We start from the raw sequence: 21,120 nt of genomic DNA, 5'->3' as shown, positions 1-21,120 counted from the left end.
CTAGGTCTCGGGGGCGGGCGCGGCTTCGGCCGCGGGCTGGGTCGGCGCCGCGGCCGGGGCGCCGGATGCGCCGTCTTCGGAGGCGTCGCCGATGAGGGCCAGCTCACCGCCGACCTCGACGGTGTCGTCCTCCTGAGCGATGATCTTGGTCAGCACGCCCGCGGCAGGCGCCGGAATTTCGGTATCGACCTTGTCGGTGGACACCTCGACCAGCGGTTCGTCGAGTTCGACCGTGTCGCCTTCCTGCTTGAGCCAGCGGGTCACCGTCCCCTCGGTGACGCTTTCACCGAGTGCCGGCATCTGGACGGAGAAGGCCATCTCTATTGACTCCTCGAATACTCGTGGGTCGGCGCAGGTCGACATCTGACTTACCACACCGCGATGTACTGGAAGTTGACGTCAAAACTATCCTGTCATTGCCGGTACATCGGCACGCAGCCAGGGCTGACCCGGCTTGCTACCGTGAGCCTCGATGCCGCCAACACGAGCACTCCAGCAATTCGTCGACAGCGCGGACGGCGTCCGCATCGCGGTCTACGAAGAGGGCAACCCCGAAGGGCCCGCGGTCGTGCTGGTGCACGGCTTCCCCGATTCGCACGTGCTGTGGGACGGCGTCGTGCCGCTGCTGGCCGAGCGATTCCGCGTCATCCGCTACGACAACCGCGGGGTGGGTCGATCGGGCGCACCCAAACCGGTGTCGGCCTACACCATGGCCCGATTCGCCGACGACTTTGCGGCCGTGACAAGCGAACTCAGCCCCGGCCGGCCGGTGCACGTGCTGGCCCACGACTGGGGGTCGGTGGGCGTCTGGGAATACCTGAAACGGCCCGGTGCCGGGGACCGGATCGCCACGTTCACGTCGGTGTCCGGTCCGAGCCAGGAGCAACTGGTCGACTACATCTTCAGCGGCCTGCGCCAGCCGTGGCGCCCGCGCAGATTCGCCCGCTCGCTCAGCCAGGCCCTGCGACTGACGTACATGGTTTTCTTCTCGATCCCGGTGTTGGCGCCGCTGCTGTTGCGGGCCGCGTTCTCGGTGCCGGCGGTGCGGCGCAACGTCGTCGACAACATTCCCGACGAGCGGATCCACCACTCCGCCGAGTTCGCCAGGGATGCGGCTCGATCGGTAAAAACCTATCCAGCCAACTACTTTCGTTCCTTTTCGAGGCGCGGGCGAGACATCAACGTGGTCGACGTGCCGGTGCAGCTGATCGTCAACACCCGCGACAAGTACGTCCGGCCGCACGGCTATGACGTGACCGCACGGTGGGTGCCGCGGCTGTGGCGGCGTGACATTGCGGCCGGGCACTTTTCGCCGATGTCGCACCCGCAGGTGATGGCGGCCGCGGTGCATGACATCGCCGATTGGGCCGACGGCAAACGGCCCAGCCGCGCGTTGTTGCGCGCGCAGGTGGGCCGCCCCCGCGGCGCCTTCGGGGACACCCTGGTGTCGGTGACCGGCGCCGGCAGCGGCATCGGCCGGGCCACCGCCGTCGCGTTCGCCGCCGACGGGGCCGAGTTGGTCGTCAGCGACGTCGACGAAGCCGCCGTCGAGCAGACCGCCGCCGAGATCACCGCCCGCGGCGGGGTGGCGCACAGCTACGTGCTGGACGTGTCCGACGCCGACGCCGTCGAGGCCTTCGCCGACCGAGTAAGCGCCGAACACGGCGTGCCCGACATCGTGGTCAACAACGCGGGCATCGGGCAGGCCGGGGCGTTCTTGCACACCCCGGCCGACCAGTTCGACCGGGTGCTCGACGTCAACCTCGGCGGCGTGGTGAACGGCTGTCGGGCGTTCGGGCGGCGGTTGGTTGAGCGCGGCACGGGCGGTCACATCGTCAACGTTTCGTCGATGGCCGCATACGCGCCAATGCAGTCGTTGAGCGCCTACTGCACCTCCAAGGCGGCGACCTACATGTTCTCTGACTGCCTGCGGGCCGAACTCGCCGCCGCCGACGTGGGCCTGACCACGATCTGCCCCGGGCTGATCGACACGAACATCATCCGCACCACCCGGTTCGACGCCCCGCTGGGCAAGCCGGACGCACACGTCGACGGGCGGCGTTCTCAGCTCGGCAGGATGTTCGCGCTACGGCGTTACGGGTCGGAGAAGGTCGCCGCGGCGATCTTGGCGGCGGTGCAGAAGAAGCAGCCGATTCGCCCGGTAGCGCCCGAAGCCTATGCGCTGTATGGGGTTTCGCGACTGTTGCCGCAAGCACTGCGCAGCACCGCACGGTTGCGGGTGATCTAAATCGGCTCAGGCCGTCGGCGCTCGATCCCGTTTCAGCAGCAGCGCCCCCGCAATGCCGACCAAGCCGACCAGCGTCAACGGGATCGTCCAGGCGCGCCGACTACCGAGCGACGATTCGCACTGCGCCACATAGTCGGTGTGCGGAACGATCTCGTTGACGATCGGGATGTTCGCCACGCTCCTGTCGTTGGCGTTGCGTGCCGCGGTCAGGTCGGAGACGGCGCCGTTGCCGCAGGAAACGGAGTTGCCGTTGCCGTCGGACACCTTCACCGGGACCAACAGCCCGATCACGCCCACGAGCAATAGCACGGCGGCCAGGCCGAGAATCAACCGTCGCACCGTCATAATTGGCCTCCTGTCGAGTAATGATCGAAGGGGAGATTAGCCAGCCGTCCAGGTGGCTAAACGGTGAACTTGTCGGCATCGCTCCAGGTGGCGCGCTTGGTCCGGGCCGGGCGGGGTAATCCGCCAGGGACGCTGAGCGAAAGGAATGCAGATGACGTCCAAAGAGCAGATGGCCACCAGCCGTGAGGTGCGGGCCACCCGCCAACAGGTGTGGGACGCGATGGCCGACGGCTGGACCTACACCCAATGGGTGGTCGGCAACAGCCGCACCCGCGCGGTGGACTCCCACTGGCCGCAGCCAGGATCCGCGATCCGGCACTCGGTGGGCGTGTGGCCATTGGTGATCAACGACAAAACCGTCGTCGAAAGCTGCACCCCCGGTGAGGAACTCGTGTTGCGGGCACATGTCAGACCGTTCGGCGTGGCCCGAATAACGCTGCGGCTCACCGATATTCCGGGCGGCTGCCGGATCGACATGATCGAGGTCCCGGCCGAGGGGCCGATGAAGATCATCCCCGACCGGCTGGCGCTGGCCGCGGTCTACCCGCGCAACCGCGAATGTTTGCTACGGCTCGCCGCGCTGGCTCAGCGTCTCGAGCCGAACGAGATCGACTAACCGTGCCCGCAGAGACGGTCGACGCGATCGTCATCGGCGCCGGGCACAACGGGCTGGTCGCGGCGGCGATGCTTGCCGACGCCGGCTGGGACGTGCTGGTGCTCGAGGCCCAACCCGAACCGGGTGGCGCGGTGCGGAGCGCGGAACTGACACCCGGTTATGTCACCGATTTGTTCAGCTCGTTCTATCCGATGACGGTGGCGTCGCCGGCCATGGCGGCGCTCGGGCTCGAGGACCACGGCCTGCGCTGGTCACGCGCCCCTGCCGTGGTCGGCCACCCGCGCAGCGCCACGGACGACGACCCGCCCGTCGTCTACCCCGACGCGGAGCGCACCGCGGCGGAATTCGACCGCCGCACGGCCGGCGACGGCCAGAACTGGCTGCGCGTCCTAGAGCTGTGGGACACGGTGAAAGAGCCACTGTTGCAAGCCATCCTGGCGCCGTTTCCGCCGATGCGGCCGCTGCTGACGTTGCTGCGCAGGCTGGGAACATCGGAGGCGCTGCGGCTGGCGAACCTGTTGGTCCAGCCCGCGGCTGCCATGGCCGAACAGCTGTTCGACGGCGATGCACCGCGAGTCTTGCTGCTGGGCAACGCTTTGCACGCGGACATTCCGTTGGACGCCCCGGGCAGCGGTGTGATGGGCCTGTTGATGACGATGCTCGCCCAGGACCACGGCTGGCCGGTGCCGGTCGGCGGATCGGGCGCGTTGACCGCCGCGCTCGTCCGCCGCGCGCGCTCGGCCGGTGCGCGAATCGAGTGCAACCAGAACGTGTATCGCGTGCACGTGCGTGGGGGACGGGCAGCCGGGGTCGGCACCGCCGACGGCCGCACGATCAACGCCCGCCGCGCGGTGCTGGCCGACGTGACGGCGCCGCGGCTGTTCGGCGACATGCTGCCGGCCGACGCCGTCCCGGCGGGACTGCGGCGCGATCTGACCCATTTCGTATGGGATCCACCGGTGGTAAAGGTCAACTATGCGCTCGACGCTCCGATCCCGTGGCATGCCAACGCGTTACGCGAAGTGGGCACCGTTCATCTGGGCGCCGACGGACCAGGCCTGATCCGCTGGATGGCCGATATCAACACCCGCACGGTGCCGGCGCGGCCCTTCCTGCTGCTCGGTCAGACCACCGTCGCGGACCCCACCCGGTCGCCGGCCGGCACCGAAAGTGCTTGGGCCTACACGCATTTGCCGCGAAACGTGCACGACGACGCATCGGCCGAGCGGCTGGCCGAGGCGATGGACCGCGTCATCGAAGAACACGCGCCGGGCTTCGGCGCGCACGTCGTCGGACGTCACCTGCAAGGCCCGTCCGATCTGCAGGCCCACGATGCCAACCTGCACCACGGCGCGCTCAACGGCGGGACCGCGCAACTGCAGCAGATGCTGATCTTTCGCCCGGCGCCCGGAATGGGCCGCGCTGAAACACCGATCGAGCGGCTGTATCTGGCCAGCGCGTCGGCCACCCCGGGCGGGTCCGTGCACGGCGCCTGCGGACGCAACGCGGCCAACGCCGCGCTGGCCGCCGACGGTGTGACCGGCTGGCCGCGCCGCAATCTGCGCCGGGCGGTGTTCGCGCTGATGACCGGTACCCGCTCTTAGCCGTTTTCGCAGATGTCTTCCAGCACCGCGAACATGGTGCGGGTCGGCACGCCGGTGGATCCCTTCGGCGAATACCCCCACGGGCTGCCGGTGTTGAACGCCGGCCCGGCCACGTCGATGTGCGCCCAACTCACCCCGTCCCCGACGAACTCGCGCAGGAACACCCCGGCGACCAGCATGCCGGCGAACCGCTGCCCACTGATGTTGGACAGGTCGGCCACCGTGGACTTCAGGTCCTCCTTGAGGTCGTCGGGCAACGGCATCGGCCAGCCGTTCTCGCCGACCGCCTGCGAGATCGCCGCCACCCGGTCGCGGAACTCGTCGCTGCCCATCACCCCGGGGATGCGCGCACCCAGCGCCACGGTCTGGGCGCCGGTCAAAGTCGAGGTCTCGATCAGGTAGTCCGGGTTGTCCTCGCACGCACGCACGATGGCGTCGGCCAGGATCAGCCGGCCCTCCGCGTCGGTGTTCTGAACCTCGACGGTGATCCCGCCGTACTGCGTCAGCACGTCACCGGGACGCTGGGCCGTCGCCGAGGGCATGTTCTCGACCATCGGCACGGTGGCGATCACGTCGATCGGAAGCTCCAGCTGCGCGGCCAGCGTGACGGTCGCGATCACGGCGGCGGCACCGCCCATGTCCGAGGTCATGTGGTGCATTCCCGCCGCCGGCTTGATCGAGATGCCGCCGGTGTCGAACGTGACACCCTTGCCGACCAGGGCGACCCTCTTGGCGTCCTTGCGCTTCTTGGCCAGCTTCGACCCGTGGTGGGTCAGCCGCACCAGTCGCGGCGGACGCGACGAGCCCTGGCCGACGCCAATGATCCCGCCGTAGCCGGCCTTCTGTAGCGCCTTGTCGTCGAGCACCTCCACCTCGAGACCCACGGACTCACCTAAAGCCCTTGCACGCCTAGCGAATTCGGCTGGATACAGCGCGTTGGGTGGGGTGTTAACGAAGTCTCGGGCGGTGGCCACCGCGGCCGCGACGGCCGCCCCGCGCGCGGCCTGCTGCTCGGCGTCCTTGGCCGTGCCTTTCGGGGCAAGCACCGTGATCTCGCGCAGCCCTTGGTCTTTCGGCGCGGTTTTTTCGCTGCGGAATTCGGTGAAGCGGTAACCGCCCAGAATCAGACCCTCAACCGCGGCCGCGGTCACTCCGTCGCCGGGCAGTTCGCCCAGCGTGGTGAACACCAACTCGGTCTTGCCGAGCGAGCGTGCCGCCACACCCGCCGCGCGGCGGATGGTGTCGGCGGGCCACACGTCCTTCGGCTTGCCCAACCCGACGGTGAGCACGCTGGCCACCGGCAGCGAGGCAATTACCAGTCGGTGTACCTGCTCGCCAGCGCCGGTGGCGTCCAGCGCCCGCAGGCCGGCCTCGATCTCGGCGACCGCGTCGGCCGAGACGAACGCCTCGGCGGCGACAACGCTCGCGCCCGGGCGGTCGTCGTCTCCGGTGGAGACGACGGGCACGAGCAACACCGACGCATCTGCACCCCGCTTGGGTAGCGACGTGGCGACGGTGACGGAGGGGGCCTGGTATCCGGGTTCGGTGCTCACGCGTACTCACCCTAGTCATCGGCAGCCGTCCTAGCTCGGCAGCGTCCCGGCGTGCAGATCGAACGCGTCGACCGGGGCGTCAAAACCCTTGAGCGTCAACGGGCCCTGCGCGACCGCCGGCCGGTCCGGCAGCGCGTCGCGCAGCTCGACGGTGGCCAGGATCTGTTCGGGTGCCGCCGCGGCCACCAGCCGCGCGGCCAGGTTGACCGGGTTTCCGAAGTAGTCGCCGTTGATCGCCACAACCGTGCCATAGCCCAGCCCCGCCCGCACCCGCAGTCCTTCCGCACGGGCCTTCGGATGCTCGACCAGGTCGATCGCCGCTTGCAGCAACCGGTCCGGAGCCGAACTCACCCACATCACCTCGTCGCCGATGAACTTCACCACCCGGCCGCCATCGGCGTGCACCACGTCCGAGACCGTGCCGGCGAACTCGTTGAGCAGATACGACAGCTCCGCGGGGGTCAGCGCCTGCGTCAACGCGGTGAAACCGGACAGATCCGCAAAACCCACGCCGCACACCACCGCGGCCGAGGTGTCGCGAAGGACATCCTCGAAGTGCGTTCGAGCGCCGATCAGATGATGGCGATGCACGACGTCGATCAGCGCCCCGAGGCGCGGCACGAACTCGGCCACCGCGCGGTAGGCCTGCGCGGTGGCCAGCTCGTCGTGCGTGTGGGTCATCTGGATGTCCGGCGTCCCGGCGCGGATCATCGTCGACTCGGCCTCGGCCAGCCTGGCCATCGCGACGCCCAGCACGCGCAGCAGGCCGTACGCGCCGTCCTGGCCGACCACGGATTTGATCGCCAGCCAGGTTTGCAGGGCGTCGACGTCGGCCTGGCTCAGCACCGCGACGTCGGGACCGGCGGCGGTCAACCCGAGCAACGCCCAGGCGCGAGCGACCTCGTCGGCGGGCACCCCCAGCTGCTCGGCCGCGGACCCGAAGGTGTAGATCGGCCGGCCCGACCACGAAAGCACATCACCAGCCAGGCCGAACAGCCGGCCGCGGCGTTCCGCGTCGACTATCTCCTCGGCCGAAAACCCCAGGTCGTCCAGATACTTGATCAGATCGGCGCGCGCGTGCGCGTCGGCCACCCCGGCGGCCTCAAGCGCATCGAAGTCCAGGGAATCGGACATCCACCCAAGTCTGCCAGGTGCGCGCCCACGCTTGAATGGCTCGGGTGGCTCGCCGGGGGACCGGCGGGCATCGTCGCCGAGCTGGGTTGGATGGCTCGCTCCTCCTCCCGCCGGGGGATCGGCGGGCATCGTCGCCGAGCTGGCGCCAAGATAGGGTGGCCGTCGTGAGCGATGCATCCGAGCCGATCAAGGGACCGCTGGAAGACCGCCATCGGCAGCTGGGCGCCAGTTTCGCGGAGTTCGGCGGCTGGCTCATGCCGGTGTCGTACGCGGGCACCGTCAGCGAGCACAGTGCCACGCGAAATGCCGTGGGGCTGTTCGACGTCAGCCACCTGGGCAAGGCGCTGGTGCGCGGGCCCGGGGCCGCCGAATTCGTCAACTCGGCGCTGACCAACGACCTGGGCCGGATCGGGCCGGGCAAGGCCCAATACACGCTGTGCTGCACCGAATCCGGCGGGGTCATCGACGACCTGATCGCTTACTACGTCGCCGACGACGAGATCTTTTTGGTGCCCAACGCCGCGAACACCGCCGCGGTGGTCGAGACGCTGCAGGCCTCGGCGCCCGACGGTCTGACGATCACCAACGAGCATCGCTCCTACGCGGTGCTGGCCGTCCAGGGCCCGCGGTCCTCGGCCGTGCTCGCCGAGCTCGGCCTGCCCACCGAGATGGACTACATGGCCTACGCCGACGCATCGTTCTCGGGGGTGCCCGTCCGGGTCTGCCGAACGGGATACACCGGCGAACACGGTTATGAACTGCTGCCGCCGTGGGAGTCCGCGGGCGTGGTGTTCGACGCGCTGGTGACGGCGGTTTCCGACGCGGGCGGCGAGCCCGCCGGCCTGGGCGCGCGCGACACGCTGCGCACCGAGATGGGTTATCCGTTGCATGGTCACGAGCTTTCGCTTGACATCTCGCCGTTGCAGGCCCGCTGCGGCTGGGCGATCGGGTGGAAAAAGGACGCCTTCTTCGGTCGCGACGCGTTGCTGGCCGAGAAGGCGGCCGGGCCACGGCGGTTGCTGCGCGGGCTGCGGATGCTGGGACGTGGGGTGTTGCGGCCCGGGCTGACGGTCCTGGCCGCCGACAAAGCCGTCGGGATCACCACCTCCGGGACGTTTTCACCGACCCTGCAGGCCGGCATCGCGCTGGCGCTGATCGACACCGACGCCGACATCGAGGACGGTCAGCAAATCACCGTCGACGTCCGCGGCCGGGCCGCGGAGTGTGCAGTGGTGCGTCCGCCGTTCGTCGGGTTGAAAACCCGTTAGCCCGCCGCGGCTCACGCGGGAAAAACCCATTGGCACGCGCATATAGAATCGGCGCATGACGAGCGGCCTTCTCGAGTTCACCGTTCAACGCGCGTCTAATCCGGCAAGTCGCGCGGAGCGGGAATCAATCCTGGCCGACCCCGGCTTCGGCAAATTCTTCACCGACCACATGGTCTCGGTCGACTACGACGAGGGCCAGGGTTGGCACAGCGCACGAGTCATCCCGTACGGCCCAATCCAGCTGGATCCGTCGGCGATCGTGCTGCATTACGCGCAAGGGGTATTTGAGGGACTCAAGGCCTACCGCTGGGCCGACGGCTCGATCGTGTCGTTCCGGCCGGACGCCAACGCCGCGCGGATGCGGTCCTCGGCGCGGCGCCTGGCGATCCCGGAGCTGCCCGCCGAGATCTTCCTCGAATCGCTGCGTCAGCTGATCGCCGTCGACAACGACTGGGTGCCCCAGGCGGGCGGCGAGGAGTCGCTGTATCTGCGGCCGTTCATCATTGCCACCGAACCCGGCCTGGGCGTGCGTCCGGCCAAGCGCTACCGCTACCTGTTGATCGGTTCACCGGCCGGGGCGTACTTCCGAAACGGCATCAACCCCGTCGACGTGTGGGTGTCAACCGAATACGTGCGAGCCAGTCCCGGGGGCACCGGCGCGGCCAAATTCGGCGGTAACTACGCGGCGTCGCTGCTGGCGCAGGCCGAGGCCGCCGAAAACGGTTGCGACCAAGTGGTTTGGCTCGACGCCGTGGAGCGCCGCTACGTCGAAGAAATGGGGGGCATGAACCTGTTCTTCGTGCTGGGCAGTGGCGGCAGCTCGCGATTGGTCACCCCCGAGCTGTCCGGCTCGTTACTGCCCGGCATCACGCGAGATTCGTTGCTGCAGTTGGCTACCGACGCTGGCTTCGCCGTGGAGGAGCGCAAGATCGACATCGACGAGTGGCAGAAGAAGGCCGCCGAGGGAGAGATCACCGAGGTCTTCGCCTGCGGCACCGCCGCCGTCATCACCCCGGTCGCGCGGGTCAAATACGCCGACACCGAGTTCACCATCGCCGACGGCCAACCCGGCGAAGTGACGATGGCACTGCGCGACACCCTGACCGGCATTCAGCGCGGCACCTTCGCCGACACGCACGGCTGGATGTCGCGGCTGGGCTGACCCGCCCGGGGTCGTCAACAGCGAAGCAGCCCCGCCAGGGTCACCGCCCCGACCGTCGTGGTCAGCTCGATCGTGGCGCCCAGCACGTCGCCGGTGATGCCGCCGAACCTACGCACGCAATGTGCGACCAGCACCACCGCGCTGCACACCGCCAACAGCATCGCGACCGGACCCTGCCATGGCCGAGGACCCGCCAGCACCGCCACCCCGACCAGCACCGCAACCCAGGCCGCCACCACCGCAATCGGCTGCGTCCCGGCGACATGAACACCCAGGGAGGAGCCGTCGGCCGCCGGTACCGACCGGCGGCAGGCGACCACGGCGGCCACCCGGCCGGCAGCGACGGCCAGCACGATCGCGGGCAACCCGTGCCGGCCGGACGCGGCGAGCGCCGCAAAAGCCAAGCCCTGCAACGAGATCGCCAGCACGACGGCCGCCACACCGAACGGGCCCGTCGACCCGTCGCGCATCACCGACAGCGCCCGCTGCGGCGGCCCATAGCAGCCCAGCCCGTCGGCCGTGTCGGCCACACCGTCGATGTGCAAGCCGCGGGTGGCCAGCAAAAGCGTTGTCACGGCCAGAAATCCGGGCAGCGGGCCGGACGTGCCGAACGCCAGCGCGCCAGCCCAACTAACCGCGGCGGCCAGCACCCCCAACGCAGCGCCGACGACCGGTAGCGCCGTCAGCGCGCCACGACCCATCGCGGCGCTACCTGCCGCCGGCACGGGCAACACCGTGCCGAACGCGAAAGCTGTTGCCAACGAACGGATCACGGCGGCGTGGCGTCGTCGGAGACGCCGGCCTCGGCGAACGTCGCCATCGAGGCAAGCGTGGCCACCGCGGCGCGCAGCACCGGCAGCGCCAGCGCCGCGCCGCTGCCCTCGCCCAGCCGCATCCGCAGATCGAGCACGGGCTCTAACTCCAGCGCGGCCAACGCCAGTGTGTGGCCCGGCTCGGTCGAGCGGTGCCCCGCCTGCCACCACTGCCGCGCCCCCGGGGCCAGCCGCTCGGCGACCAGCGCGGCGGCCGTCACCGCCATGCCGTCGAGCAGCAGCGGGGTGCGCCGCACCGCGGCCTGCGCGCAGAACCCGGCCAGCGCGGCCAAATCCGCGCCGCCGCAACTGCGTAACAACGCGACCGGGTCGGGTAGCACCGGCTTGGACCGGAACAACGCGTCGCGAATCGCGGCGGTCTTGCGGCCCCAACCCGCGTCGTCGATCCCCGAACCGAATCCGACCACCGCGACCGGCTCCGCGTTGGTCAGCGCCGCCACCAGCACCGCGGCCGGGGTGGTGTTGCCGATGCCCATATCGCCGGCGATCAACAGATCGGCGCCGGCGTCCACCTCCTCGTCGGCGATGTTGCGCCCCGCGGTGATCGCCGCGGCGGTCTCCTCGTCGGTCAGGGCGTCCTGCACCGCGATGTCGGCGCTGCCGCGGCGCACCTTGTGGGCGCCGATCCGCTCGGAACGCGGCTCGTCGTCCACCGCGAGGTCGGCGACGCGCACCGTCGCGTCGGCGATCGCGGCCAGCGTGTTGATCGCGGCCCCGCCGGCGTCGATGTTGGCCACCATCTGCGCGGTCACTTCCGACGGGTACGCCGACACCCCGGCGCGGGCGACGCCGTGATCGCCGGCGAACACCACCACGCGGGCGCGCTCGAACTGCCGGGGCGGGCAGTGGCCCTGGCAGGATGCCACCCACACCGACAGGTCCTCGAGGCGGCCCAGCGCGCCGCGCGGCTTGGTCAGGGTGTCTTGACGGGCACGGGCGGCCGCGGCGGCCGCCGCGTCGGGCGGGATGATCGGCGGGAACTCGATCACGTCTGCGGCCCTTTGATCCAAACGGGCTGACCCGCCACCACCAACACCACCCGCTCACACAGCGCCGCGACACGCTGGTTGAGAACACCCAATTCGTCGGCGAAGCGGCGCCCCGCCGCGGTGGCGGGCACCACGGTCAGTCCGACCTCGGGACTGACCAGCACCAGCGTCGAGGAGAATGCTGCGACCGCGTCGAGGACCTGCGCGACGGGTGCCGCGACCGATCCGTTCTCCCAGGCGTCGTGGTGATCCAGCGTCCCGGTCAGCCAGGTGCCCAGGTCGTCGACGAGCGTCGGGGCATCCGGTAACCGTGCCAATTCCATTGCGACGTCCCGGGTTTCGACCGTCGTCCAGTGTTGGGGCCGGCGGTCGCGGTGTTGCGCGACGCGACGGGCCCAGTCCGCATCCGCGGCGTCGCACGGCCCGGGCGCCAGATACCGGACCGGCCGACCGGACGGCACGGCACCGGCGATGGCTCGTTCGGCCCACTCGGATTTGCCGGACCGGATCCCGCCGAGCACCAGGGTGCGCACCGGGGTCAGTGCGCCTTCGCCAGGCGGTTAATCGACATTGCTGCCGCGCTTGACTTGCGGCCGCGGTGCTCGCATGCGGCGCATCTGAGATGCCCGGCCGGCGGCGTAAAGGCCGAGTTTCCAACGGCTTTCGGTGTTGCTCGGGAATTTCGCATCGACCAGCCTGCTGACCTTGCGGCCGAGGATCAGGCTGTCGACGGCCATCACCGCGGTGATCACCAGCATCGCCGGGGAGATGTAGAGCTGCAGCTGGGGAAGGGCGAACATGACGAACAACAGCGACAGCGTCGCCGGCATGAACAGGCCGAGCAGGTTGCGCCGGGCGTCCACCACGTCGCGCACGTAACGGCGGATCGGACCCTGGTCGCGCGGCAGCAGGTAGGCCTCGTCGCCGGCCAGCATGCGTTCCCGGCGATCCGTCATCCGGGCCCGGCTGGCGAGGCGTTCGGCCTTGCGCTCCTCCCGGCTGAGTTTGGGACCGGCCAGCTGTTTGCGCCGGGCCCGCGCTTCTGCGGCGGTCATCGGGGCCGGGGCCACGGGGCCCTTCTTCTTGGCGCTGCGGCGAGCCTCGTCGCGCTTGGGCGTCGGCCGTCCCTTCGGGTCGGTCCGGCGCGCTCGACGCGACGTCGGCGCCGAATCCACGTCGGAGGTGACCGGTGTCACCAGATCGCCCGCCACGGCGTCCGGCTGGGTTTTCTTACGGCCCAACAACTTCACAATGGCCAGGTTACTGCGCAGTCGCGTCGATTCTTTGAACGGCCCCGCCAGCATCGCCAATGCTCTGCGCTGGGGCGATACTTGGACCTACCCTTTACCAGATGGACGGCTGCGGGTGATGGACGACGGCTCGATGGCCTCGGACGACGCTGCCGTTGGCCTGTCTCCGGGTCGTTTGCAGTTGCCGGCCATGCGCGTCTTGGTCGCCCCGGATTGCTACGGCGACAGCCTCTCGGCGGTCGAAGCCGCCGCCGCCATTGCCACCGGCTGGACCCGATCACGTCCCGGCGACCAGTTCATCGTCGCCCCGCAGTCCGACGGCGGCCCGGGTTTCATCGACGTGCTGGCCAACCGGATGGGGGAGAAGCGCAGCATCCCGGTCTTCGGGCCGCTGGACGGGATGGTCGACGCGGAATGGGTGTGGGACCCGGAGTCGGCGACCGCCTACCTCGAATGCGCCCAGGCCTGCGGCCTGAAGCTGCTCGGGCGGCCGCCCGATTCCGAGACCGCGCTGGCGGCGCACAGCAGGGGAGTCGGACAGCTGATCGCCGAGGCGCTGCGGTGCGGGGCCAAGCGCATCGTGGTCGGGCTGGGCGGCAGCGCCTGCACCGAAGGCGGGCAAGGGATGATCGCCGAGCTCGGCGGCCTGGAAGTGGCGCGCCGTCAGCTGGCGAACGTGGAGCTCGTCGCCGCTTCCGACACCGAATATCCGCTGGTGGGCCCGTGGGGGGCGGCCCGGGTGTTCGGGCCGCAGAAGGGCGCGGACACCGCCACGGTCGCGGCGCTGGAAGTGCGGCTGGAGGCGTGGGCGCTGCATCTCGAGGCGGCGGCGGGCCGCGACGTCAGCTCCGAGCCCGGGGCCGCCGCGGCCGGAGGCATCGGCGCCGGGCTGCTCGCGCTGGGGGGGCGATGCGAATCGGGCGCGGCGATCATCGCCGAGTACACCCATCTGGCCGACGATCTCGAGATCGCCGAGCTGATCGTCACCGGGGAAGGCAAATTCGACGAACAGTCTTTGCACGGCAAAGTCGTCGGGTCGCTCGCGGCGGCCGCGGGCCCGCTGGGGATTCCGGTGATCGTGCTGGCCGGGCAGGTCGGCCTGGACAAGACGGCGGTACGCAACGCGGGCATCATGTCGGCGCTATCCATGGCCGAGTACGCCGGATCGGTGGGATTGGCGCTGGCTGACGCGGCAAATCAGCTGATGGGATTAGCGTCACAGGTGGCGGCGCGGCTCGGGAATAGCGGTCCTGCGAGGTACCGTTGAGGCAGTGGGTTCAACCCGAGAGGTTCGGGTGCCCGGGCACCTACCCAACGACAGGCATGTAGGAGAAGCAATGACGGTGCAAAACGAGTCGACCGCCAAGACCCACGGCGTGATCCTGACCGAGGCCGCCGCCACCAAGGCGAAAGCGCTGCTGGACCAGGAGGGACGCGACGACCTGGCGCTGCGTATCGCGGTGCAGCCGGGCGGGTGCGCCGGATTGCGCTACAACCTGTTCTTCGACGACCGGTCCCTGGACGGCGACCTGACTGCCGAGTTCGGCGGGGTCACGCTGACGGTGGACCGGATGAGCGCGCCCTACGTGGAGGGGGCCTCCATCGACTTCGTGGACACCATCGAAAAGCAGGGCTTCACCATCGACAACCCGAACGCCACCGGCTCCTGCGCCTGCGGCGACTCCTTCAACTGATCTTCTTGCCTGGTAGCCGGGGGTATCAGTACGAGCCCCCGGTGCGCAGGACGTACGAGCACACCAAGATCTGGCCGCGCTGGAACAACAGCTGCGCGACGCCCTGAACCTGCCCGCGCAGCGGGCCGCCGGAGGCCGACGCCACCTGCATCGTGAACAGCGCCTGGGCCTGGTACTGGGAGAGATACACGATCTTGTCGATCGAGGTCAGCTGGACCTGCGAAAACTGCTTGCGGAACGCGTCGCTGCTCAATTTGGCCAGCGCCTGGTCGGAGCGCCGGTCGCGTACGCCGTCGTACAGGCCGCACAACGCGTTGCGGGAGATCTCCTCGGTGTTGCGGCTGCCCAGGGCGTCCAGGTAGTTCTGAATGGCCGTCTGGGCCGCGGCTTCGGAGAATGAGGCGCCGGTGTTGGCGCCGTTGGTCCGCACCCCGTACACGATCGCGGCGGTGATCGCGGCGACCAGCACCACCGCGGCCAGGGTGCCGATCACCAGCCGCCGGGGGGAGCGGCGCTTCGGGTAGCCCGGCGGGGGTGTCGGGCCGGAATACGGCGGCTCGTTGCGGGGCCGCGGGGCAAACGCCGTGTCGCCCGCCGGCGGGTCGTGCGGAAAGTCGACCGGCTGCTCGCTGTACTGCCCGGGTCCGTCGCCGCCGACAGTCGGATTCGGCGAGTTCGGACCGCCCATCTGGTTCTCCTCCGGTGTTGGACGGGACCACGAGCGGCCACCGCCCGCGAATTCGGTGCCGGCGACTTGAGTGAGTTCCCTAGGCAGGCTAGCGCACACCCGGCTCGCGGGCCGCGCACCCAACGGGGTCGGTCGCACGCCCCAACCGGTGGGTAGGCTGGACGCGCTTACCGATGAAGGGTGGAGATTTCGTGACGATCGCGGTGACTGGCTCAATTGCGACCGACAACCTGATGCGTTTCCCCGGCCGCTTTTCCGAGCACCTGCTGGCCGAGCATCTGCAGAAGGTTTCGCTCAGCTTCCTCGTCGACGACCTGGTGATTCACCGGGGCGGTGTGGCGGGCAATATCGCCTTCGCCATCGGCGTGCTGGGCGGCGACGTCGCACTGGTCGGCGCGGCCGGTGACGACTTCGGCGAGTACCGGGAATGGCTGGAGCGGCACGGCGTCAACTGCGAGAACGTGCTGATCTCGAAGACCGCACATACCGCGCGGTTCACCTGCACCACCGACGAGGACATGGCGCAGATCGCGTCGTTTTACCCGGGCGCCATGTCGGAGGCCCGCAACATCAAGCTTGCCGACGTGGTGTCGTCGGTCGGCAAGCCGGATTTGGTCATCGTCGGTGCCAACGATCCCGACGCGATGGTGGTGCACACCGAGGAGTGCCGCAAGCTCGGCCTGCCGTTTGCCGCCGACCCCTCCCAGCAGCTGCCCCGCCTGTCCGGCGACGAGATCAGCACGCTGATCGACGGAGCGGCCTACCTGTTCACCAACGACTACGAGTGGGAGCTGCTGCTCAACAAGACCGGCTGGTCGGAGGCCGACGTGCTGGGCAAGGTCGACCTGCGGGTGACCACGCTGGGCGCCAAGGGCGTCGACATCGTGGAGCGCGACGGCACCACCACCCACGTCGGCGTGGTGCCCGAGACCAGCCAGACCGACCCGACCGGGGTCGGCGATGCGTTCCGGGCGGGCTTCTTGACCGGCCGCACCGCCGGGCTGAGCCTGGAGCGCTCGGCGCAGCTGGGCTCGCTGGTGGCCGTGCTGGTGCTGGAGTCGACGGGCACCCAGGAATGGTCGTGGGACCCGGCGGTGGCTAAGAGCCGGCTGGCGGACGCCTACGGCGACGAGGCGGCCACCGAGATCGCCTCCGTACTGGGTTAGTGCTGGCCTGACCGCCCCGCAGTCGACCGGGCCGCATCGAGTGTGAAGTCGCGGCTTTCGGTGTGTGCTGGCGGCGGCGACACGCCGACAGACCACTCCCAGGCGTCACACGGAAAGCCGTCGTGTCACACCGGCGGGCGTCGTCTCAGAGCTGCACCGGATAGTGCGGCTCGCTGATTCGGGGCACCACGCTGCGCTCCACGAAGATCGCATGCCAGAGCATGAAGATCAGCACGGTCCACAGCCGGCGGCTATGGTCGCTGCCGCCGCCGCGGTGCTCGTCGAGCATGCGGCGCACGGCGGCGATGTCGACGAGGTGACCGGCCTGTGTCGCGTCCACCGTCGCGTAGGCCCATTCCAGCAGCTCGCCGGCGCGTAGCCAGTGCCGGATCGGCACCGGGAAGCCGAGCTTCGGCCGATGCAGCACGTGCGCGGGGACGATGGGCTCCAGCGCGCGCCGCAGCGCGTACTTGGTGGTGGTGCGGGTGATCTTCGCCTCGACGGGCAGCCGCGACGCCACGGCGAACACCTCGGGGTCCAAAAACGGCACCCGCAGCTCCAGCGAGTTGGCCATCGTCATCTTGTCGGCCTTGACCAGAATGTCGCCGCGCAGCCAGGTGAACAGGTCGACGTGCTGCATTCGGGCCACCGGATCCCAATCCGCCGATTCGGCGTACACCGGCGCCGTCACGTCGGTATGGGTCCACTCGTCGCGGAACCCGGGCAGCACATCGCGCAGTTGCGCATCCGAGAAGCTGCGGGCGTTGCCGTAATAGCGCTCCTCGAGCGTCAGTGAACCGCGATGCAGCAGGCTCTTGCCGCGCATGCCGTCGGGCAGCGGACGCGACGCCTTGCCGAGCGAACGCCGTAGCGGCCGCGGCAGATAGTCAAAAGGCTTCAGCGACAACGGCTCCCGATAGATCGTGTAGCCGCCGAACAGCTCGTCGGCGCCCTCACCGGAGAGCACCACCTTGACGTGCTTGCGGGCCTCCCGCGCCACGAAGAACAGGGGGACCAGCGCCGGATCGGCGACCGGCTCGTCGAGGTACCAGACGATCTCGGGCAGCGCGGCGACAAACTCGTCGGGGCTGACCACCTTGGCGATGTGGCGGGCGCCAAGCGCCTCGGCCGAGGCGACCGCGACGTCGATCTCGGAGAACCCCTCCCGCTCGAACCCGGTGGTGAAGGTGATCAGCCGCGGGTTGTGCCGAATCGCCAGTGCCGCGATCGCGGTGGAGTCGATGCCCCCGGACAAGAACGCCCCGACGGTGACGTCGGCACGCATGTGCTTGGCCACCGAATCCTCGAGCACGGCGGTGATCTCGTCGTAGCGGGCCTGCTCGGTGTCCCGCGTGATCGGCACCGCGGCGAACCGCGGCACGAAATAACGGCTGGTCTGCGGCGGTGACCCGGGCCGGATCCGGGCATAGCAGCCCGATTCGAGGCGGCGCACGCCGCGGTGCAGCGTCTCGGGCTCGGGCACGTACTGCAGCACGATGTAGTGCTGCACCGCCCGGGTGTCGACAGCGGTGTCGAATCCGATCAGCTCGACCAGCTCCAGCAGGCACTTCTTCTCGCTGGCCACGGCGGTGCCGCCGGGACCGGTCGCCATGAACAGCGGCTTGATGCCGAAAGGGTCACGCGCGCAGAACAATTCGCGAGTCACGGTGTCCCACAGCGCGAAGGCGAACATGCCCCGCAACCGGGTCAGCACGTCGGTGCCCCAATGGTGATAGCCCGCGACGATCGCCTCGCCGTCACCGTCGGTGGCAAACGCCGCGCCGTGCCGGGCGGTCAGTTCGTCGCGCAGCTCGAGGTAGTTGTAGATCTCGCCGTTGAACACCAGCACGTAGCGGTCCGGTGTCTCGGGCGGGCCCCAGCGCAGCGGCTGATGCGAATGCGCCACGTCGATGATCGACAGCCGGTTGAAGCCGAACACCACCGACCCGTCGGCGCCGGGATCCGACCACGTGCCCGGCTCGTCGGGGCCGCGATGGCGCATCACCTGGGCGGCGTGGGTGATGGCGCCGTCTGCGCGGGCCGCATGCGCGGCGGCGAGCGCATCGCCGCCGCCGGCCGTCCCGTCATCCAGGCCGGTCGGGTCCGCCACGAACGCCAGCAGTCCACACACGGCCCCCAATATGCCGTATCCCGGCGACGCTTGGGGGCAGCGCATCGGGCGGGTCACGGCTGGCTCACGAGGGCCCGGGGGACGTGCCGGTCGGGGTTTCGTCGCCGCCCTGGGCGGCGTGGTCTACGCTGCGTAGTATTCGACATTCGAGCAGGAGGGCGCCAACGTGACACCCGGCGGGCAGTTCCGTTCGCAACGTCTGTCGCAGCGCATATTTCGACCGCTGGCACTGGCCGCGATGCTGGGCCTATTGGCGGTCACTGTTAGCGGATGCGGCTGGCAGTCGGTGTTCGCCCTGGGCTGGCCCGAGGGCATCACGCCGCAGGCCCACCTCAACCGTGAGCTGTGGATCGGCGCGGTGATCGCGTCACTGGTGGTCGGCGTCATCGTCTGGGGGTTGCTGTTCTGGGCGTCGGCGTTCCATCGCAAGAAGGCCACCGACACCGAGCTGCCCCGTCAGTTCGGCTACAACATGCCGCTGGAACTGGTGCTCACCGTCACGCCGTTCCTGATCATCTCGGTGCTGTTCTACTTCACGGTCGTGGTGCAAGAGAAGATGCTGCACCTGGAAAAGGATCCCGAGGTCGTGATCGACGTCACGTCCTTCCAGTGGAACTGGAAGTTCGGGTACCAAAAGGTCAACTTCAAAGACGGCACGCTGAACTACGACGGCGCTGACGAGGCGCGCAAGAAGGCGATGGTCTCCAAGCCGGAGGGCAAGGGCGAACACGGCGAGGAGCGTGTCGGTCCGGTGCGCGGACTCAACACCGAGGACCGCACCTACCTGAACTTCGACAAGGTCGAGACGCTCGGCACGCCCACCGAGATCCCGGTGCTGGTGCTGCCGGCCGGCAAGCGCATCGAATTCCAGTTGAATTCGGCCGATGTCATCCACACATTCTGGGTGCCGGAGTTTCTGTTCAAGCGCGACGTGATACCTCACCCGAAGGAAAACAATTCCGTGAATGTCTTCCAGGTGGAAGAGATTCAGAAGACGGGCGCTTTCGTGGGGCACTGTGCCGAGTTCTGCGGCACCTATCACGCGATGATGAACTTCGAGGTCCGCGTGGTCCCAGCCAACGACTTCAAGGCCTACCTGCAGCAACGGATTGACGGTAAGACGAACGCCGAAGCGCTGCAGGCGATCGCCCAGTCTCCGGTGGCGGTGACGACCCACCCGTTCGACACCCGCCGGGGCGAACAGACCCAATCGGTCGGTTAGGACACGCAATGCACATCGAAGCGAGGTTGTTCGAATTCATCGCCGCGTTCTTCATCCTGTGCGCGGTGCTCTATGGGGTGTTGACCGCGCTGTTCGCCACCGGCGGCACCGAGTGGGCGGGTGAGACCGCGCTGGTCCTGACCGGCGGTCTGGCGTTGATCACGGCAACCTTTTTCCGGTTCGTGGCGCGTCGGCTCGACACCCGGCCCGAAGACTACGAGGGTGCTGAAATCAGCGATGGTGCAGGCGAATTGGGCTTCTTCGCCCCGCACAGCTGGTGGCCGCTGCTGGTCGCGCTGTCGGGCTCGGTGGCCGCGGTCGGCATCGCGCTGTGGCTGCCCTGGTTGATCACCGCCGGGGTGGTGTTCATCCTTGCGTCCGCCGCCGGACTGGTCTTCGAGTACTACGTGGGCCCCGAGAAGCACTGAATTGCGTCTCGAAGGTAACAATCCGGGCATCAGTTGAGCCGGCGCCCGTTTGCCCAGACTTCGTTGTCCCGGTCGGTTCGGTAGGGTTTGCGCAGGCAATGACAATCTCCCGAGCGCGCGCGACACGAGGTACCTCCGGAGCCCCGTGCGCAGGTGAGGCAGTTGGACAGGGCAGGCAGACATGAGCGGGCCGAAACCTCCGGGATGGGAACCCGATGAATCCGATTCCGCCAGTGAGCTCAAGCACGAGTCGAATTCCGGCGGCAGGCATGCCGATGATTCGGAGCCGGACGGCGAATTGCCGACCCGCGAAGATCCGGAACCATTCGACGACAGTGTCGATAGTGTCGATAGTGCCGCAATAGCGGCGGCCGACCACACCGGCGAGACCGACGCCTATTCGCGTGCTTACTCCGCGCCCGAATCCGAGCATTTCGTCAGCGGGCCTTATGTGCCTGCCGACCTGAGGCTCTACGACTACGACGCCTTCGAGGATCCGTCCGACGACGAGGACGAGGACGCAACTCCGCGCTGGCCCTGGGTGGTGGGTGTGGCCGCGATCGTCGCCGCGATCGCGCTGGTGGTGTCGGTGTCACTGCTGTTCGCCCGCACCGACACCAGCAAGCTGGCCAATCCCGCCACCAGCACGCCGTCGTCGCCCCCGGTGCAGGACGAGATCACCACGACCACCCCGCCGCCGCCACCGCCACCGCCCACCACCGAACCGCCACCGCCGCCCCCGACCGCTACGGAGACCCAGACTGTGACGGTGACGCCACCGCCTCCACC

General features: G+C 68.9%; 19 protein-coding genes and 2 pseudogenes. 11 read left to right on the top strand and 10 right to left on the bottom strand.

Annotation, left to right across the window (positions count from 1 at the left end; translation table 11 throughout):
• Window positions 1-318: pseudogene (locus AWC25_RS09395) on the bottom strand (biotin/lipoyl-containing protein); the annotation flags it as partial.
• Window positions 319-472: 154 nt separating this feature from the next.
• Here AWC25_RS09395 and AWC25_RS09390 point away from each other — a divergent pair.
• The gene (locus AWC25_RS09390) at window positions 473-2,248 is read left to right on the top strand and encodes an SDR family oxidoreductase (RefSeq protein ID WP_069400962.1); all 1,776 of its coding nucleotides are present in this window, start codon (window positions 473-475) and stop codon (window positions 2,246-2,248) included.
• Window positions 2,249-2,254: 6 nt separating this feature from the next.
• On the opposite strand, the gene AWC25_RS09385 is transcribed toward AWC25_RS09390, so the two are convergent.
• Window positions 2,255-2,593: an aminopeptidase gene (locus AWC25_RS09385; RefSeq protein ID WP_069400963.1), complete on the bottom strand. Its 339-nt coding sequence runs from the start codon at window positions 2,591-2,593 to the stop codon at window positions 2,255-2,257.
• 151 nt (window positions 2,594-2,744) lie between these two features.
• Here AWC25_RS09385 and AWC25_RS09380 point away from each other — a divergent pair, with 151 nt between their 5' ends.
• Both AWC25_RS09380 and AWC25_RS09375 read left to right on the top strand, forming a co-directional pair.
• Window positions 2,745-3,209, top strand: coding sequence for an SRPBCC family protein (locus tag AWC25_RS09380; RefSeq protein WP_232327074.1), 465 nt, complete (start codon window positions 2,745-2,747; stop codon window positions 3,207-3,209).
• A 2-nt stretch (window positions 3,210-3,211) separates the two neighbouring features.
• Window positions 3,212-4,813, top strand: coding sequence for a phytoene desaturase family protein (locus AWC25_RS09375; protein ID WP_069400965.1), 1,602 nt, complete (start codon window positions 3,212-3,214; stop codon window positions 4,811-4,813).
• On the opposite strand, the gene AWC25_RS09370 is transcribed toward AWC25_RS09375, so the two are convergent.
• Window positions 4,810-6,366: a leucyl aminopeptidase gene (locus AWC25_RS09370; protein WP_069400966.1), complete on the bottom strand. Its 1,557-nt coding sequence runs from the start codon at window positions 6,364-6,366 to the stop codon at window positions 4,810-4,812. The genes AWC25_RS09375 and AWC25_RS09370 overlap by 4 nt on opposite strands.
• Before the next feature lie 30 nt (window positions 6,367-6,396).
• Window positions 6,397-7,500, bottom strand: coding sequence for an adenylate/guanylate cyclase domain-containing protein (locus AWC25_RS09365; RefSeq protein WP_069400967.1), 1,104 nt, complete (start codon window positions 7,498-7,500; stop codon window positions 6,397-6,399).
• A 164-nt stretch (window positions 7,501-7,664) separates the two neighbouring features.
• Here AWC25_RS09365 and gcvT point away from each other — a divergent pair, with 164 nt between their 5' ends.
• Complete coding sequence (gcvT, locus tag AWC25_RS09360; RefSeq protein WP_069400998.1) at window positions 7,665-8,768, top strand: glycine cleavage system aminomethyltransferase GcvT; 1,104 nt, start codon at window positions 7,665-7,667, stop codon at window positions 8,766-8,768.
• A gap of 55 nt (window positions 8,769-8,823) precedes the next feature.
• Window positions 8,824-9,930 carry a branched-chain amino acid aminotransferase gene (locus AWC25_RS09355; protein ID WP_069400968.1) on the top strand — a complete coding sequence of 369 codons (1,107 nt, stop codon included), beginning with the start codon at window positions 8,824-8,826 and terminating at the stop codon, window positions 9,928-9,930.
• A 14-nt stretch (window positions 9,931-9,944) separates the two neighbouring features.
• Here AWC25_RS09355 and AWC25_RS09350 read toward each other — a convergent pair whose 3' ends face one another.
• From AWC25_RS09350 to AWC25_RS09335, 4 genes are read right to left on the bottom strand one after another with little or no spacing between them, the layout of a single operon-like run.
• Window positions 9,945-10,703: an adenosylcobinamide-GDP ribazoletransferase gene (locus tag AWC25_RS09350; RefSeq protein ID WP_069400969.1), complete on the bottom strand. Its 759-nt coding sequence runs from the start codon at window positions 10,701-10,703 to the stop codon at window positions 9,945-9,947.
• A complete protein-coding gene (gene cobT / locus AWC25_RS09345; RefSeq protein WP_069400999.1) occupies window positions 10,700-11,749 on the bottom strand; it encodes a nicotinate-nucleotide--dimethylbenzimidazole phosphoribosyltransferase in 1,050 nt (349 codons plus the stop codon). The genes AWC25_RS09350 and cobT overlap by 4 nt, the downstream gene beginning before the upstream one ends.
• Window positions 11,749-12,285 carry a bifunctional adenosylcobinamide kinase/adenosylcobinamide-phosphate guanylyltransferase gene (locus AWC25_RS09340; RefSeq protein ID WP_069400970.1) on the bottom strand — a complete coding sequence of 179 codons (537 nt, stop codon included), beginning with the start codon at window positions 12,283-12,285 and terminating at the stop codon, window positions 11,749-11,751. The genes cobT and AWC25_RS09340 overlap by 1 nt, the downstream gene beginning before the upstream one ends.
• A gap of 27 nt (window positions 12,286-12,312) precedes the next feature.
• The gene (locus tag AWC25_RS09335; protein WP_069401001.1) at window positions 12,313-13,002 is read right to left on the bottom strand and encodes a DUF3043 domain-containing protein; all 690 of its coding nucleotides are present in this window, start codon (window positions 13,000-13,002) and stop codon (window positions 12,313-12,315) included.
• Window positions 13,003-13,192: 190 nt separating this feature from the next.
• Here AWC25_RS09335 and AWC25_RS09330 point away from each other — a divergent pair, with 190 nt between their 5' ends.
• Both AWC25_RS09330 and AWC25_RS09325 read left to right on the top strand, forming a co-directional pair.
• Window positions 13,193-14,269, top strand: coding sequence for a glycerate kinase family protein (locus tag AWC25_RS09330; protein WP_069401000.1), 1,077 nt, complete (start codon window positions 13,193-13,195; stop codon window positions 14,267-14,269).
• Between the two features lie 70 nt (window positions 14,270-14,339).
• Window positions 14,340-14,696: an iron-sulfur cluster assembly accessory protein gene (locus AWC25_RS09325; protein ID WP_061556061.1), complete on the top strand. Its 357-nt coding sequence runs from the start codon at window positions 14,340-14,342 to the stop codon at window positions 14,694-14,696.
• A gap of 25 nt (window positions 14,697-14,721) precedes the next feature.
• On the opposite strand, the gene AWC25_RS09320 is transcribed toward AWC25_RS09325, so the two are convergent.
• A complete protein-coding gene (locus AWC25_RS09320; RefSeq protein ID WP_069400971.1) occupies window positions 14,722-15,384 on the bottom strand; it encodes an Rv0361 family membrane protein in 663 nt (220 codons plus the stop codon).
• Between the two features lie 191 nt (window positions 15,385-15,575).
• On the opposite strand from AWC25_RS09320, the gene AWC25_RS09315 reads away from it, so the two are divergent.
• Entirely contained in the window at window positions 15,576-16,550 is a 975-nt protein-coding gene (locus AWC25_RS09315; protein ID WP_069401002.1) for a carbohydrate kinase family protein, read from the top strand.
• A 145-nt stretch (window positions 16,551-16,695) separates the two neighbouring features.
• On the opposite strand, the gene asnB is transcribed toward AWC25_RS09315, so the two are convergent.
• Window positions 16,696-18,681 (bottom strand): asparagine synthase (glutamine-hydrolyzing), encoded by a 1,986-nt coding sequence (asnB, locus tag AWC25_RS09310; RefSeq protein ID WP_069400972.1) that lies wholly within the window; start codon window positions 18,679-18,681, stop codon window positions 16,696-16,698.
• A gap of 166 nt (window positions 18,682-18,847) precedes the next feature.
• Between asnB and ctaC the strand changes: the two genes are divergently transcribed.
• From ctaC to AWC25_RS09295, 3 genes and pseudogenes are all read left to right on the top strand, one after another.
• Window positions 18,848-19,903 (top strand): aa3-type cytochrome oxidase subunit II, encoded by a 1,056-nt coding sequence (gene ctaC, locus AWC25_RS09305; RefSeq protein ID WP_069400973.1) that lies wholly within the window; start codon window positions 18,848-18,850, stop codon window positions 19,901-19,903.
• A gap of 8 nt (window positions 19,904-19,911) precedes the next feature.
• The gene (locus AWC25_RS09300) at window positions 19,912-20,331 is read left to right on the top strand and encodes a cytochrome c oxidase subunit 4 (RefSeq protein ID WP_069400974.1); all 420 of its coding nucleotides are present in this window, start codon (window positions 19,912-19,914) and stop codon (window positions 20,329-20,331) included.
• Window positions 20,332-20,512: 181 nt separating this feature from the next.
• Window positions 20,513-21,120 (top strand): annotated as a pseudogene (locus tag AWC25_RS09295) (MmpS family transport accessory protein); the annotation flags it as partial.

It is taken from the genome of Mycobacterium sherrisii, from assembly GCF_002102355.1.
GTDB lineage: Bacteria > Actinomycetota > Actinomycetes > Mycobacteriales > Mycobacteriaceae > Mycobacterium > Mycobacterium sherrisii.
The sequence above is the reverse complement of the archived record's forward strand: the minus strand, read 5'-3'. Positions and strand labels throughout refer to the sequence as shown.